This is a genomic window from Bradyrhizobium sp. 172, assembly GCF_023101065.1.
Lineage (GTDB): Bacteria > Pseudomonadota > Alphaproteobacteria > Rhizobiales > Xanthobacteraceae > Bradyrhizobium > Bradyrhizobium canariense_D.
On sequence record NZ_CP064701.1, the window covers coordinates 5,172,244 to 5,187,342 of the forward strand.

14 protein-coding genes and 1 riboswitch are annotated in these 15,099 nt (G+C 65.5%); of the genes, 10 read left to right on the forward strand and 4 right to left on the reverse strand.

Annotated features, from left to right (window positions below; genetic code table 11):
* Nucleotides 1-35: 35 nt before the first annotated feature.
* Nucleotides 36-254, reverse strand: a riboswitch (cobalamin riboswitch).
* Between the two features lie 40 nt (nt 255-294).
* Complete coding sequence (gene cobO, locus IVB07_RS25020) at nt 295-930, forward strand: cob(I)yrinic acid a,c-diamide adenosyltransferase (protein ID WP_026233632.1); 636 nt, start codon at nt 295-297, stop codon at nt 928-930.
* Between the two features lie 10 nt (nt 931-940).
* Nucleotides 941-2,389 carry a cobyric acid synthase gene (locus tag IVB07_RS25025; RefSeq protein ID WP_018458656.1) on the forward strand — a complete coding sequence of 483 codons (1,449 nt, stop codon included), beginning with the start codon at nt 941-943 and terminating at the stop codon, nt 2,387-2,389.
* Here IVB07_RS25025 and cobD read toward each other — a convergent pair.
* Both cobD and cbiB read right to left on the reverse strand, forming a co-directional pair.
* On the reverse strand, nt 2,378-3,340 hold the full coding sequence (cobD, locus tag IVB07_RS25030) for a threonine-phosphate decarboxylase CobD (protein WP_018458655.1): 963 nt from the start codon (nt 3,338-3,340) through the stop codon (nt 2,378-2,380). The two genes, IVB07_RS25025 and cobD, sit on opposite strands and share 12 nt — an antisense overlap.
* Before the next feature lie 11 nt (nt 3,341-3,351).
* Nucleotides 3,352-4,293, reverse strand: a complete 942-nt coding sequence (cbiB, locus tag IVB07_RS25035; RefSeq protein ID WP_026233631.1) for an adenosylcobinamide-phosphate synthase CbiB — start codon at nt 4,291-4,293, stop codon at nt 3,352-3,354.
* Nucleotides 4,294-4,414: 121 nt separating this feature from the next.
* Between cbiB and cobU the strand changes: the two genes are divergently transcribed.
* The 6 genes from cobU (at nt 4,415) to IVB07_RS25065 (ending at nt 11,173) form a co-directional block, all read left to right on the forward strand.
* A complete protein-coding gene (cobU, locus tag IVB07_RS25040) occupies nt 4,415-4,918 on the forward strand; it encodes a bifunctional adenosylcobinamide kinase/adenosylcobinamide-phosphate guanylyltransferase (protein WP_018458653.1) in 504 nt (167 codons plus the stop codon).
* Complete coding sequence (cobS, locus tag IVB07_RS25045; RefSeq protein ID WP_018458652.1) at nt 4,915-5,697, forward strand: adenosylcobinamide-GDP ribazoletransferase; 783 nt, start codon at nt 4,915-4,917, stop codon at nt 5,695-5,697. Before cobU ends, cobS begins: the two co-directional genes overlap by 4 nt.
* 4 nt (nt 5,698-5,701) lie before the next feature.
* A complete protein-coding gene (gene bluB, locus IVB07_RS25050) occupies nt 5,702-6,334 on the forward strand; it encodes a 5,6-dimethylbenzimidazole synthase (RefSeq protein ID WP_026233630.1) in 633 nt (210 codons plus the stop codon).
* Nucleotides 6,335-6,511: 177 nt separating this feature from the next.
* Complete coding sequence (locus IVB07_RS25055; RefSeq protein WP_018458650.1) at nt 6,512-7,543, forward strand: ABC transporter substrate-binding protein; 1,032 nt, start codon at nt 6,512-6,514, stop codon at nt 7,541-7,543.
* On the forward strand, nt 7,540-10,215 hold the full coding sequence (locus IVB07_RS25060) for a hybrid sensor histidine kinase/response regulator (RefSeq protein ID WP_018458649.1): 2,676 nt from the start codon (nt 7,540-7,542) through the stop codon (nt 10,213-10,215). Before IVB07_RS25055 ends, IVB07_RS25060 begins: the two co-directional genes overlap by 4 nt.
* A gap of 46 nt (nt 10,216-10,261) precedes the next feature.
* A complete protein-coding gene (locus IVB07_RS25065) occupies nt 10,262-11,173 on the forward strand; it encodes an alpha/beta hydrolase (RefSeq protein WP_245288510.1) in 912 nt (303 codons plus the stop codon).
* A gap of 52 nt (nt 11,174-11,225) precedes the next feature.
* Here IVB07_RS25065 and IVB07_RS25070 read toward each other — a convergent pair whose 3' ends face one another.
* The gene (locus IVB07_RS25070; protein ID WP_018458647.1) at nt 11,226-12,137 is read right to left on the reverse strand and encodes a LysR family transcriptional regulator; all 912 of its coding nucleotides are present in this window, start codon (nt 12,135-12,137) and stop codon (nt 11,226-11,228) included.
* A 130-nt stretch (nt 12,138-12,267) separates the two neighbouring features.
* Between IVB07_RS25070 and IVB07_RS25075 the strand changes: the two genes are divergently transcribed.
* Both IVB07_RS25075 and IVB07_RS25080 read left to right on the forward strand, forming a co-directional pair.
* On the forward strand, nt 12,268-13,206 hold the full coding sequence (locus tag IVB07_RS25075) for a ring-cleaving dioxygenase (protein ID WP_018458646.1): 939 nt from the start codon (nt 12,268-12,270) through the stop codon (nt 13,204-13,206).
* Nucleotides 13,203-13,829, forward strand: a complete 627-nt coding sequence (locus IVB07_RS25080; RefSeq protein WP_018458645.1) for an alpha/beta hydrolase — start codon at nt 13,203-13,205, stop codon at nt 13,827-13,829. The genes IVB07_RS25075 and IVB07_RS25080 overlap by 4 nt, the downstream gene beginning before the upstream one ends.
* Nucleotides 13,830-13,871: 42 nt before the next feature.
* Here IVB07_RS25080 and IVB07_RS25085 read toward each other — a convergent pair whose 3' ends face one another.
* On the reverse strand, nt 13,872-14,846 hold the full coding sequence (locus IVB07_RS25085; protein WP_018458644.1) for a magnesium transporter CorA family protein: 975 nt from the start codon (nt 14,844-14,846) through the stop codon (nt 13,872-13,874).
* Nucleotides 14,847-15,099 lie beyond the last annotated feature (253 nt).

Here is a 15,099-nt window from a genome sequence, read left to right on the forward strand (position 1 = left end):
CCCGTTTCCCCGTCGCGGAACACCCCGTCCGCCGGTCCAAAATCGTCCGCGTTGGCAGGTCTCCCGGCTTGCGGAGCAGGGTTTCCCCTTCGATCCCCGCCTTCCCGATCCCCAGGGGATCAGTGGCTTCGGGCATCTCTCCGGTCACGGTCGCGGGGGCGGCTGCATTTTGGAACCAAATCTTGCCGATTCGGACCCTATCGCATTCCCTCTTCGCCTGTCGTAGGACAGGAACCAACGCCGGGCCACCATTTGCCCCCGACCGCCTCTTGTCAAGCCGAAGGACCCCGTCCGATGACGTCAGAACCGGATACCCAGACGGCCGACGAAACCGACGCCCGCCACGCCTCAAAAATGGCGAAGAAGAAGGTCGCCCGCGACAAGATCATGGCGACCAAGAGCGGCGAAAAGGGCCTGATCATCATCCACACCGGGGCCGGCAAGGGCAAGTCCTCTTCGGCCTTCGGCATGATCGTCCGCTGCGTCGCCCATGGCTTCCCCTGCGCGGTCGTGCAGTTCATCAAGGGCGCCTGGGACACCGGCGAGCGCCGCATGCTGACCGGCCATTTCGGCGACCTCTGCCAATTCCACGCCATGGGCGAGGGTTTTACCTGGGAGACGCAGGACCGCGCCCGCGACATCGCCGCCGCGCGCGCCGGCTGGGAGAAGGCCAAGGAGCTGATCCTCGACCAGAATCTCCGCATGGTCGTGCTCGACGAGATCAACATCGCGCTGCGCTACGACTATCTTGACATCGCGGAGGTCGTCGAATTCCTCACGACGCAGAAGCCGCCGATGACGCATGTCGTGCTCACCGGCCGCAACGCCAAGGACGAGCTGATCGAGATCGCCGATCTCGTCACCGAGATGACGCTGGTCAAGCATCCCTTCCGCTCGGGCATCAAGGCGCAAGCCGGCGTCGAGTTCTAAGAAACTCGCGATGGCGCGCGCATTGATGATCCAGGGAGCCGGCTCGGACGTGGGCAAGTCGCTCATCGTTGCCGGCCTCGCACGCGCCTTTGTGCGACGCGGCCTGCGCGTGGTCCCGTTCAAGCCGCAGAACATGTCGAACAATGCAGCCGTCACCGTTGACGGCGGCGAGATCGGCCGCGCCCAGGCACTCCAGGCGCTCGCCGCCGGCGTCGAGCCGCACACCGACATGAACCCGGTGCTGCTCAAGCCCGAGACCGATGTCGGCGCGCAGGTGATCGTGCAAGGAAAACGCATCGCGACCGCGCGCGCGCGTGAATATGCGGCGATGAAACCGTCATTGATGGGCGCCGTGCTGGAGAGCTTCGAGCGGCTGAAGGCGCGCGCCGATCTCGTTCTGGTGGAGGGTGCCGGCAGTCCGGCCGAAGTGAACCTGCGCAAGGCCGACATCGCCAATATGGGTTTTGCGCGCAAGGCCGATGTGCCGGTCGTGCTGGTTGGCGACATCGACCGCGGCGGGGTCATCGCGCAACTCGTCGGCATCAAGACGGTGATCGACCCGGACGATGCCGCGATGATCCAGGGATTTGTCATCAACAAGTTCCGCGGCGATCCCACATTGTTCGACGACGGCTACAGACTGATCGAAGAAAAGACCGCCTGGCGCGGCCTCGGCGTGCTGCCCTGGTTCGCGCGCGCCGGCGAGCTGCCGGCCGAGGATGCGCTGGGCCTGAGCGATGCGCGCAAACCGGGCCAATGCAAGATCGCCTGTCTCGCGCTGTCGCGAATCGCCAATTTCGACGATCTCGATCCGCTCAAGCTCGAGCCTGGCGTCGATCTCGTGATGGTGCGGCCGGGCGAGGCCATTCCCGGCGACGTGCGCCTCGTCATCATTCCCGGCTCGAAATCCACCCGCGGCGACCTCGCCTTTCTGCGCGCGCAGGGCTGGGACATCGATCTCCTGGCGCATTACCGCAGAGGCGGCCATGTGCTCGGCCTCTGCGGCGGCTATCAGATGCTCGGACGCAGCGTCGCTGATCCCGAGGGGATCGAGGGCCCCGCCGGCGACACACCGGGTCTCGGACTTCTGGATGTGGAAACGGTGATGAGCTCGGAGAAGACGTTGACACGCGTCGCGGCGCTGCATGCCGCCACCAATCAGCCGATCGAGGCTTATGAAATCCACATCGGCCGCACTGATGGGCCGGATCGCGCGCGGCCATTCGCAAGGCTGAATGGCGAACCGGAAGGCGCGATCTCGCGCGACGGACGCGTGCAGGGCAGCTATCTGCACGGCCTGTTCACGTCGGATGATTTCCGCAAGGCCTTTTTGGCGAAGCTCGACATTCCCGCCGGCGACGAGCCCTATCACGCCAGGGTCGAGAGTGCGCTCGACGCGCTCGCCGATCACATCGAGCGACATCTCGACGTCGGCGGCCTGCTCGCGCTAGCGCGCTAGAGCCTCGGCCAGGCGCGACCATTCGGGTTCGCCGCCCGGAAGCCCGAGGCGCAGCCATGTCGGCTCCCGCGCGAATACGCGCGACCAGATATGGCGACGCGCCAGCTTCTCCTGCGCGGCAAGGGCGTCGGGCGTCTCGTAGAGACGAAACAGCTGCGTCCCGCCAACGAGCGTCCAGCCTTGCGACTGAACAATGCGATCGAGGCGACCGCAGTCTCGCGCGAGCCGCGCGGAGGTGGCCTCGGCCCAGGCATCGTCACCCAAAGCGCGGCAACCGATCGCGATTGCCGCTCCCGAGACGGGCCAAGGTCCCGACATCGCCGCAAGCCTAGCGATATCGGACGAATTGCCGAGCGCGAAACCGAGCCGCAGGCCGGCAAGGCCGTAAAACTTTCCGAAGGAGCGCAGGATCAGCAGCCCCGGCCGATCCTCGGATGCAAGCGATAGCTGCGGGGCCACATCGGCAAAACTCTCGTCGACGACGAGACGGCCGACGCGCGGCAGCAGCGCCAGCAAATCCTTTGGCGTATGACATCGGCCGTCGGGATTGTTGGGATTGACGACAATGGCGAGGTCGGCGCCCGCGAGCGCGTCGAGCGCGCTGACCTCTTCCACCTCCCAGCCCGCGGCCGAGAGCACACCCGCATATTCGTTGTAGGTCGGCGCGAGGATGCGCGCGCGGCCGGGCGGCGCAAGTTGCGGCAGCAGTTGAATCGCCGCCTGTGCGCCGCCAAGCGCGACAACCGCCGCGCTCGTGCGGTAAGCGTGCCGCGCCGCCTGATGCAGCGCCTCGATCTCGGCGCGCGACGGCAACGCGCTCCACGCGCGCGAACTCACCTCGCCCACGGGATAAGGCAGGCGGTTGATACCGGTCGACAGATCGATCCAGTCCTCCGCGCGACCGCCGAAGCGCTGCTGGGCCTGATCGAGATTTCCACCGTGCTCGCGCATGCGCTGTTCTTTCACGCGAAGGCCAGGATCGCAAGGATGCCGGCGAGCAGCAGCATGGTGCGGCGGTAAACCGTCAAGCCTCGATCGATGTCGGCGGCAAGCGGATCGCGCGCAGCTTCATTCAGCCATGGCTCGTTCGTGATGCTGCCGTGATAGATCCGCGGACCGCTGAGCCGCACACTAAGCGCGCCCGCCATGGCCGCTTCCGGCCAGCCGGCATTGGGCGAACGGTGACGGCGTGCATCCCGCGTCATGCACGACAGCGCCTCTGATCGCCGTGGCGCCAGCAGCACGAACAGAAGTCCGGTCAGCCGCGCCGGAATGAAATTGGCGACATCGTCGATGCGCGCCGCGGCCCAGCCGAAGGCTTCGTGGCGTTCAGAGCGATGGCCGATCATGGAGTCCAGCGTGTTGATCGCCTTGTAGCCCAAAATGCCGGGCAGACCGAACAGCGCGCCCCAGAACACCGGTGCGACGATGCCGTCGGACGCATTCTCGGCGAGGCTCTCGATCGCAGCGCGCGCGATCCCGGCCTCGTCAAGCGCGGCGGGATCGCGGCCGACGATGCGCGAGACCGCCTCGCGTGCGGCGGCGATATCACCGGCCCGCATGGGATTTGCGACGGCAGCAACGTGGTCGTGCAACGAGCGCAAGGCGATCAGCGGCCAGGCCAGAACCCCGACCAGCACGAGCTGGATCAATCCCAAGGGAAGCAGAGACTGCAGCACCCAGCCGAGCGCGACAGCGAGCGCGATCACGACGAGTGCTCCGGCAAGACCCGCGGCGCGGCGAAATGCCGGCGGATCGGACGGTCGATTCCACGAGGTGTCGATGGCAGAGATCAGCCCGCCCAGCCAGGTGACGGGATGGCCGATCCGCGCGAACAACCACAACGGCCAGCCCAACAGGGCATCCACCACCATCGCCACCGCCATCGCACCCGCAAAACCCACACCCGCCTCCTGTCCCGCCCCTGTTGCGCAAACGACGGCCGGAGCGCAAGCCCCCGGCTGGCGGATTTCGGCTTTGTTTTTGGCCGCGTTTGGTGATTAGTCAGACCCACAGGAGATTTTTATGGCCGTCATCTTGATCACGGGCGGAGCGCGATCGGGCAAGAGCGCCCATGCGGAAAAACGCGCACGCAGCTTTCCGGGCCGACCCGTCTACATCGCTACGGCCGAGGCGCTCGACGCGGAAATGGAAGCACGCATCGAAAAGCATCGCAGACGCCGCTCAACCGATTGGATCGAGCGGGAGGTACCGCTCGATCTTCTGCAGGCGCTGATCGAGACCGATGGCGGCGGGCCTAGACTGGTGGACTGCCTGACCCTGTGGCTCTCCAACATGATGCTTGCGCAGCGCAACTGGGATCACGAAGTCATGAAGCTCGCTCTCTTCCTGCGCGGCCAGAAGAGCCCCGTCGTCTTCGTCACCAACGAAGTCGGCCTCGGCATCGTCCCCGACAATGCGCTGGCGCGGAGCTTCCGCGACGCCGCCGGCTTCATGAACCAGGCCATCGCCGCCGTTGCGGACGAGGCCGAGTTCGTCGTCGCCGGCCTGCCGATGAAACTGAAATGATGCCGCGCGACCAATTTTTGCGAGACGTCATCGCCGATCTCAGGATGGCGGCATCGTTCGTGACAATCCTCCCCGTCGCATTGTCGAAGCCCGCAGCTGACGGCGCCGTCGCACGCGCGACCTGGGCTCTTCCAGTCGCGGGACTGCTGGTCGGCCTTGCCGGCGCCTTGGTCTACAAGGTCGCGAGCCTGTTGGGTCTGTCGCCGAACCTTGCCGCCCTGCTCGCGCTGGCCGCGACCGCCCTCGTCACCGGCGCGCTGCACGAGGACGGCCTTGCCGATACCGCCGACGGGCTCGGCGGCGGCCGCACCCGCGAGCGCAAGCTCGAGATCATGCGCGACAGCCGGATCGGCACCTATGGCGTCTGCGCGCTGATCCTGTCGTTCGGCCTGCGCTGGAGCGCGCTCGCGACGATCGCCAATCCGTGGGCCGTCGCGCTCGCACTGTGCGCTGCGCACACTGCGGCCCGCGCGGGCTTGCCGGCCTTCATGTCGCAGGTCGCGCCTGCGCGACCTGACGGCCTGTCGGCGAGCGCCGGATCACCGCCGAGTCGAAGCGTTGCGATCGCATTCGCTGTTGGAATCCTCGCGCTCGTGCTCGCGCTTGGGCCGGGCAAGGCGCTGGTGAGCCTGATCCTGCTCGCCCTCTCCGGCCTGATGCTGGCGCGACTTGCCATCCGCCAGATCGGCGGGCAGACCGGCGACATCCTTGGCGCGTTCGAGCAGACCGGCGAGATCCTGATCCTGCTGGTTGCCGCAGCTGTCCAGATCGGAGGCTGACGTGATGGTCGAGTTCGACGACACCTTTCGCCAGCACTTGCGCGAGCTGTTCGTGTGGCGCCGCGACGTGCGCCGCTTTCGCGCCGATCCGTTGCCGGACGGCGCCATCGATCGCCTGATCGAGACGGCCTGTCTCTCGCCCTCGGTCGGCCTCAGCCAGCCCTGGCGCTTCGTCATCGTCGATGACGCCGCACGGCGTCGCGCCGTGATCGACGACTTCAAAGCGTGCAACGCGGACGCGCTGAATTCCTATGCCGGTGAGCGCGCAGCACGCTATGCCACGCTGAAACTGTCGGGTCTCGAACAGGCCCCCGGCCACCTCGCCGTGTTCGCGGACAAGGCCAGCGACACCGGTCACGGCCTCGGCCGCGCGACGATGCCGGAGACGACGGAATATTCCGTGGTTGCGGCGATCACCGCGATGTGGCTGGCCGCGCGCGCCGAGGGCATCGGGCTTGGCTGGGTATCGATCCTCCATCCGGATCGCATCCACGCCATTCTCGACGTGCCCGACACCTGGAAATTCATCGCCTATCTCTGTATCGGCTATCCGGAAGTCGAATGCGACCGGCCCGAGCTGGAACAGGCGAAGTGGGAGCAGCGGCGGGGGGCAGAGGAATTCACGCTGCAGCGTTAATCAGGCCACGCCGGAGATCCATCTTCTGTGTTGCGAGCGACTGCCGACGTAGGAATACGGTATCGGACTGCCAAACGCTGCGAATGAGCAGTCACAAACGCATTTTTTCGTCAATTGTGGATGCCGGCCGTTCGCGCTAAGCATGCGCCTGGGGCTAGCCACCATGCAAAGAATGTCATGACCGAACGGCCTTCCGCTCTCGCGGTCGATCGCCGCGGGTTCATTCGCCTTGCCAGCACGACCGCCGCGGGGTGGCTGGCGCTCGGCGCAACATCTGATCGCGTACGGGTCGTGGGATCGCTGACGGCATTGCCGCTCGACGACGAACTGACCAGAAGGAGCATGATCGACAGCCCGACCTCCCGCCTGGGTGGCCTCATCGTGGGCTTGAGGCAGCGAGGCTGGGTCGAAGGCGTCAATTTCCGCCTTGAGCTCCGTTCGACCTTCGGCGCGCCGGATAGACTGAAGACCGCGGTTCAGGAATTGCTGGCGCTCAAGCCGGATGTGATCCTGACCGGCTCGACGATAGAAACCGCAGCAGTCCTGGAAGCCACCAAAACCATTCCGATCGTATTCGCGACGGCCAACGATCCCGTCGGCAATGGCTTCGTCGAAAGCCTCGCCCATCCCGGCGGCAACGTGACCGGCTTCACCAACAGCAGCGCCGAGATGGGCGGCAAATGGCTTCAGCTCATCCGCGAGGCCGTGCCGGATCTTGCGCGCGTCGGTATCCTGTACAACCCGGCGACCACTCCTCGCGGCGGCCGTTTCTTCCTCGATTCCATCGAGCAAGAGGCAGCACTGGCCGGCGTGTCCGTGATCCCCGCCCCCGTCAGCGCGCCAACGGAGATCGACGAAGCCGTCAGGCCCTTTTCCGCTCCCCCCAAGGCGGCAATGATTGCGCTGGTCGACAGCTTCCTGGTGGTCCACCGGCAGGCGGCGGTGGCGGCGGCGGCCAAATATCGCGTCCCTGCGATTTACCCGTTCTATTATTTCATGGATGCGGGCGGGCTGATGAGCTACGGGCCGACGCTCGAAGTGCGCTCGGCCGACTATGTCGATCTCATCCTGCGCGGCACCAAGGCCGGCGATCTGCCGGTGCAATCGCCACGGAAATACGAACTCCTGATCAACCGCACGGTCGCCCGCACGCTGGATTTGACGATACCATTCACGCTGCTGGCGCGCGCCGACGAGATCCGCGAGTGAACGAGACGATCGACCAGGGAGATTTGCGGCCACCTCCCGGCCGGCTGTTCCGCAAATACCTCTACTCGATCGTCGCGCTCGCTTTCGCCGCGCTCGCCATCAACACCGGCTTCGACGTCTGGTTCTCCTATCGCGAGCAGAAGCAACTCCTGGCGGCGACCCAGCGCGAGCAGGCAGCAAGCGCCGCCGTCCAGATCGGCCAGTTCATTGGCCAGATCGAAAACCAGATCAGATGGCTCTCGCGCCTGCCCCCGGAGCTGTCCACGAACGAGGACCAGCGCCTGAACGCCATCCGCCTCCTGCGCCTCTCGCCTGCGATTGCGGACATCGCCGAGCTCGACGCCCAAGGCCGCGAGCAGGTGCGCGTGTCGCGCCGTGTCGCGGACAGGATCGGCAGCAAGACCGACCTCTCCGCCTCGCAGGCCTTCCGCGGCGCCAACGAAAGCCGCGCATATTACGGGCCGGTCTACTTCCTCGGCGACACCGAGCCGTTCATGACACTCGCCACGCGCGGAACGGGCCTGGCGCCGGATGTGATTGTCGCCGAGGTCAATCTTCGCTTCATCTGGGACCTCGTCGCCGGAATCAGGGTCGGCAACACCGGGAAGGCCTATGTGGTCGATCGCATGGGTATCCTGATCGCGCATCCCGATTTGTGGCGGGCGCTGCGCCGCAGCGATCTCTCCGGCCATCCCGACGTCCGGGCCGCGCTCGATGGCATCGGGCCGCCCTCCGGCGGCCTGGTCAAGGAGGATCTGTCCGGTCAACGCGTGCTGTCGACCTATGCGACGGTCCCCTCGTTGGGCTGGCTGGTGTTCGTCGAGCTGCCGCTCACCGAGGCCTATGCGCCGATCTATGCGTCGATCGGGCGCTCGACTTTTCTCCTGGTCATCCTGCTGGCATGTGCGGTGCTGGTCTCTCTCTTTCTGAGCCGGCGCATGACCGTGCCGATCCAGATCCTGACGCAGGGCGCGCGGCGGATCGGCAGCGGCGACCTCAGCCTGCGGCTCGCGATCAAGACCGGCGACGAGCTGGAGGCGCTCGGCGATCAATTCAACCGGATGGCCGCTCACTTGCGCGAATCCTATGCGACGCTCGAGCGCAAGGTGATCGAGCGCACCTCCGAACTGGAAAAGACCCGCGACCAGACCCTTGCCGAGCACGATGCCGCCGAGCGTGCGCGCAGCGCGGCGGTCGCGGCCAACGAGACCAAATCGCGCTTTCTCGCGGTCGTCAGCCACGAGCTGCGCACGCCGCTGAACGGCGTCATGGGCGTGCTGCAACTGCTCGACGACGGCAGTCTCGGCGAAGCGCAGCGGCGCCACCTCACGACCGCGGCCGCGTCGGGCGAAACGCTGATCGCGCTGGTCGACGGCATCCTCGAATATGCGCGCCTGGAGGCCAGCGCCGAGACTCTGGAGACCCGCGATTTCCGCCTCGACCAGCTCATCGAGACGGCCGCCGATCTGATGCGTCCGCAGGCCTCTGACAAGGGCCTGACTTTCGATCTCGCCTGCGATGCGACGGTCAATACCTCCGTGCACGGCGATCCGGTGCGGCTCAATCGCATCCTGCTCAATCTGATCGGCAACGCGATCAAGTTCACCCCGCGCGGCGGCATCGGCTTGAGCGCGGCCGCCGAGAGACATGACGATCATGTCCTGCTGCGCATCACCGTGCGCGATACCGGCATCGGCATCGCGCCCGACATGCACGAGCGGATTTTCGAGGATTTCGTCCAGGCTGACGACAGTATCGCGCGGCGGTTCGGCGGCACCGGCCTTGGACTGGCGATCGCGCGGCGCCTCACCCGCCTGATGCGCGGCGAGCTGACGGTGGCGAGCACGCCGGGTACGGGCAGCTCCTTCATGCTTGAGGTACCGCTTGGCCTCGCCACCACCGACATCGCGCAAGGCGCGGTTCAGCCGCCATCGCGGCAGCTTCGCGTGCTGCTGGTCGACGACGACCCCGTCAATTGCGAGGTCGGTGAAGCGATGTTGAAGAGGCTCGGCCACCGCGCCACCATCGCCACGAACGGCGCGTCGGCCGTCGCGCTCCCCCGCGATCAGGCGTTCGACATCATCCTGATGGATCTGCACATGCCCGACATGGACGGCGTCGAGGCGGCATCGCGGATCCGCAAGCTCGGTCTGCCGACCATGCCGCGCATCATCGCGGTAACCGCGGACATGTCGGGCCGCGCCCGCGAGCGGCTCGCGGGGGCAGGCATTGCCAGGATCGTCAGCAAGCCGATCCTGATCAATGCGCTGCGCGAGGCGATCGAGGACGATGCCCAGAACCAGCCGGCCGCGCCGCAACTCGCCGCAGGCGCATTGATCGACCGGCATTTCCTTGATGACCAGAAGGAGCTGCTGGGCGCGGCGCAGATCGCAAAACTCCACGACCTGCTGGAACTGACGAGCGAAAAGCTGGTCGAGGAGATTGCCAAGGCTGCGGCGACTGACGATCCCGCGCAGCTCGCGCGCTGCGCGCACCAGCTCGGCAGCGGCGCGAGTGCGCTCGGCCTCGTCCGCCTTTTCGAATTCTGCCGTGAGGTCGAGCTGGCGGCAGTCACGATGTCCCGGCCCGAATGCGAGAGAGCCGCCCGCGAACTCGCCGCGCTTCGAGAGGCCTCGATGAGCGCGCTGGACGATCTGCTCCGGCCGGCCTAACAGCGTTCGGTCACTGGACTGAAATACAAGATGATCGGAGGCGCCGGTGCGCGCAAGATGTCTCGCCATTCTTCTCATGCTGCTCGCCCCTGCCGCGCGCGCCGAGGTCGAACAGTTTCCGTCCGGCTTCAAGACCAAAACCATCGCGGCCAACGGCACGCAGATTCATGTTCGCGTCGGCGGTCAGGGGCCTGTCGTGATCCTGATCCACGGTTTTGGTGATACCGGCGACATGTGGGTCAAGCTCGCCGCTGATATCGCGCGCGACCACACCGTTGTCGTGCCCGATCTTCGCGGTATGGGCCTCTCGAGCAAGCCCGACAATGGCTACGACAAATGGACCCAGGCTGCCGACATGCGGGCCGTTCTCGCAGCGCTCGGCATCGAAAAGGCCGTCGTCGTCGGCCACGACATCGGAACCATGGTGGCCTATGCCTACGCGGCCCGTTATCGCGACCTGGCCGAGAAGCTGATCGTGATGGATGCCCCGGTGCCTGGGGTGCCGCCATGGGACGAGGTGGTTCGCAGCCCGCAGCTTTGGCATTTTGATCTCGGAGGCCCGGACATGGAGCGGCTGGTCAAGGGCCGCGAGCGCATCTACCTCGACCGCTTCTGGAATGACTTCGCGGGGACGCCTTCCAGGATCGCGGACGCAACACGCCGTCATTACGCAGCGCTCTATGCGCGGCCGGGCGCCATGCGTGCTGCGTTCGCCCAGTTCAGGTCGATCCGAACCGACGCCGAGGACAACAAGAAGGCGATCGCGACCAAGTTGACCATTCCCGTGCTGGCTGTCGGGGGCGAAAAATCCTTCGGTGCGACAGAGGCCGTCGTGATGCGAAACGCCGCGACTGACGTCACCGAATTGGTCATTCCGGACGCCGGTCATTGGCTGATGGAAGAGCAACCGGCGGTGACCGTGAAGGCGTTACGCCAATTCCTCGATACCAAAAAATAGAGCAGCGAGCCGCGCGGAGCCGACATATCTCGGCTCAGCCCTTCCGCGCGGGTCATTTTGATCGGGTTGACGCCTCGCCCTCCCGGCCAAAGCGCTCGACTAGGAAATCAATGAACAGCCGCACTTTCACCGACAGATGTCGGGTCGGCGGATACACCGCATAGAGCGCAAGCGGCGGCGCAGAATACTTGTCCAGCACCGTCCGCAGCTCGCCTGTCCTCAAGGCGTCGGCGGCGATGAACTCCGGGAGCAGCGCGAGCCCCCTGCCCTTGATCGCGACATCGCGCAGCACCTCGGCATTGTTGACGCAGAGCGACCAGGCCGGCTGGATCCAGTGGTCGCCGCCCGCTCCCGTGAGCTTCCACTGATTGCCAGTGAGCAGGAAGCCGTAGGTCAGCGAGACATGTTCGCGCAGATCCTGCGGATGTTTTGGGGTGCCGTGACGCGCCAGATAATCGGGCGAAGCGCAGATCATGCGCGCCACCGGGATGATCTTTCGCGCGATCAAACTCGACGATTCCAATTCCGCGATGCGCAAGGTCACGTCAAAACCGTCCTGCACGGGATCGAGCAGGTCGTCGCTGAGCACGAGCTGGAGCTGCAGCTCCGGATATCGCGCCATGAAATCGGCAAGCACCGGCCCGAGCCGCAGGGTGCCGAACGACATCGGCGCGTTGACGCGCAACAGGCCGCGCGGCGCCGATTGCGCTTGCGCCACGGCCTGGTCGGCCGCCTCGATCTCCGACAGGATCACGACCGCGCGCTCGAAATAGCGCTGGCCGTTCTCGGTCGGGCTCGCATGGCGCGTGGTCCGGTTCAGGAGCTGCACGCCGAGGCTTTCTTCGAGGTCGGCGATGTATTTGCTGATCGCCGAGCGTGACAGCCGCAACTGCCGGCCCGCCTCGGCAAAACTGCCGCTTTCGACCACCTTTACGAAGGCTCGCAGGCTGGCGACCTTATCCACGGGCTGGCGCCGGCGATTGTTTCCAAATCGTAGACATAGCCGTCATATTTGCATGGATTGTCTCCAATCCAAAGCGGAACGATATTTCCCTGCAGAGCAAGACCGCTCCCCGAGCTTTGGAGGACCGACAATGTCTGGACTGCACCATGTGACCGCGATCGCGGGCGACCCCATCAGGAATTTCGGCTTTTACACCCGTGATCTCGGTCTGCGCTTCGTCAAGAAGACGGTCAATTTCGACGATCCCGGCACCTATCACTTCTATTATGGCGACGAGACCGGCCGCCCCGGCACCATCCTGACGTTCTTTCCTTGGGCCGGCGTGCCGGCCGGGCGCCGCGGCGTCGGCGAGACGCACCAGACCGCCTTCCGCGTGCCGCAAAGCTCGCTCGGCTATTGGACGCAACGCTTCGTCGAGAAGGGCATCGCTTATGAGGCGCTGGAGAAGCGTTTTGGCGAGTCCGTGCTGCCGTTCACAGACCCTGATGGCATGGCGCTCGCGCTCGTCGGTATCCCCGGCGCCGAGAGCGAGCCCGGCTGGAGCAATGGCGAGGTGCCGGCCGAGCATGCGATCCGCGGCTTCCATGGCGTGACCTTGCTGCTCGACAGCGCGGCAAAAACGGCTGCCGTCCTCACCGACGTGTTCGGCTTCAAGGAGACGGCGCGCGAAGGCTCGGTGATCCGCTTCAAGGCACCGGGCGATGCCGAAGGCAGCGTCGTCGACATCTACGAAGCCAAGGGCTTCCTGCGCGGACACCAAGGTGGCGGCTCCGTGCATCACATCGCCTTCCGCGCGGCCGATGACGCCGAGCAGGGCAAGATGGCGCAAAGGCTCGTGAGCAATCACGGCCTGCACCCGACCGAACAGCGCGACCGCAACTACTTCCGCTCGATCTACTTCCGCGAGCCCGGCGGCGTGCTGTTCGAGATCGCGACCGACATCCCAGGCTTCGCCGTCGACGAGCCCGTGGCAACGCTGGGACACGACCTGAAGCTGCCGAGCTTCCTCGAAGCACAGCGCAAGCAGATCGAGGGCGTGTTGCCGAACCTGGAAGAGAGGGTGTCGTGACCGAGAGTTCATTCATCCATCGTTTCGAGCCCGCGCGTGACGCGGGCTCTCCTCCTCTCCTGCTGCTGCACGGCACCGGCGGCGACGAGAACGACCTGCTCGGGCTCGGCAAGATGATCTCGCCCGGCTCGGCCCTGCTATCGCCGCGCGGCCGCGTGCTCGAACACGGCATGCCGCGCTTCTTCCGCCGCCTCACTGAGGGCGTGTTCGACGAGGACGACGTGCGCCGCCGCGCCCTTGAGCTCGGCGACTTCGTTGCGGAAGCGCGGCAGCGATATGGCCTCGCCGCGCCGGTCGCGGTCGGCTTCTCCAACGGCGCCAACATCGCAGCCGCGCTGTTGTTGCTGAAGCCGGACGCGCTTGCTGGTGCGATCCTGCTCCGCGCCATGGTGCCGCTGTCGGATCCGCCCAAGGTCAACCTCGCAGGCAAGCCGATCCTGCTGTTGTCCGGGCAGGCTGATCCGATCGTGCCGGCGAGCAATTCGGCCCGGCTCGCATCACTGCTTTCCGAAGCGGGCGCGCAGGTCGGTCACAAGGTCCTGCCGGCGGGCCATCAATTATCGCAGGCCGATTTGACGCTTGCCCGCGACTGGATCGGCAAATTCGCCGCCGAAGTCGCCTGACAGAAGAAGCGGCGCATCGATTTCGAACGGTGCGCCGCGGCTTCATTCGAACCAGCCGCGCCGCTTGAACCAGATCAGCGGCAGCACGCCGCTGGCAATGATGGCGAGCCACGCCAGCGGATAGCCGAAGGTCCAGTCCAGCTCCGGCATGTGCTTGAAGTTCATGCCCCAGATGCCGACCAGAATCGTGGGCGGCACGCCGACGACCGAGACGATCGTCAAGATCTTGAACAGCTCGTTCTGCTGGATGTTGATGAAGCCGAGCACGGCATCGAGCAGAAGCTGGATCTTGTCCGACAATCGCGTCTCGTAATCGCCGAGCGAAGCGACATCCTTGGAGACGGCTTCGAGCCGCTTCTTCGACGCGGCGGTGATCCATTCACCCCCGACATCGCCGGCGAATGAAGCGATGCGGCCAACGCCAAGCAGGACATCGCGCGCCTTGGCGAGCCGATCCGCCAACTCGCCGATGTTTTCCAGCGCCTCGCGCATCCGCCGGCTGGAGCGGACCGGCCGCTTGCTGCGAACGAGCCCGCCCTTGAAGACGTCCCGCGAGAGCCTGTCGACCTTCGCGCCGAGATGCTCAAGGACATCGGCGCCGCGGTCGACCATGGCCTCGATCAGGCTGGTGAACACGCACATGCCGTTCTCCAGGCTGTCATCGGAACCGATGCGCTTGCCGATGTGCTCGAAGATCGGCAGCTGCGCGAAACGCACCGTCACCAGCACGTGCGGTCCGATGACGAATCCCACCGGCGTGATCTCGGCCTCGTTGTTCTCGTTGAGCCGGACCGCCGGCGAGCTGAGATAGAGCGTGCCGTTGTCGAGGATCAGGCGGCTCGACGCTTCGATCTCGCTGAGCGAATCCTCGGACGGAACGCGTATCCCGAGCAATCGTTCGACGAACTGCTTTTCCTCCGCGGTTGCGTCCAATAGATCAGCCCAGATGATCTCGGAGGGCATCTCCGCGCCGATCTTCTGCCAGTCGTCGGATGGCCACCTGTATAGTTTGAGCAAGAACCGAACTCCGCATACCCTCGCGCCGGATCGCACGGCCTGCGGCCATCCTGCGCCGAGCTAACGCATGAGGGTTCCGAACGTTCAAAGTCGGGGGAGCATCGAGCGGCCCAATCAAACCAAGCGGGCGCGGCCTTCTTCGATGATGCCATCATGCCAGTGTTTTGCCCGACGCGTCAACGGCATCGCGCGACGCGCAACTCATCAATCGCGTCGCGCGCAAGTCATTGAAATCACTACCCTCGGCTACTGT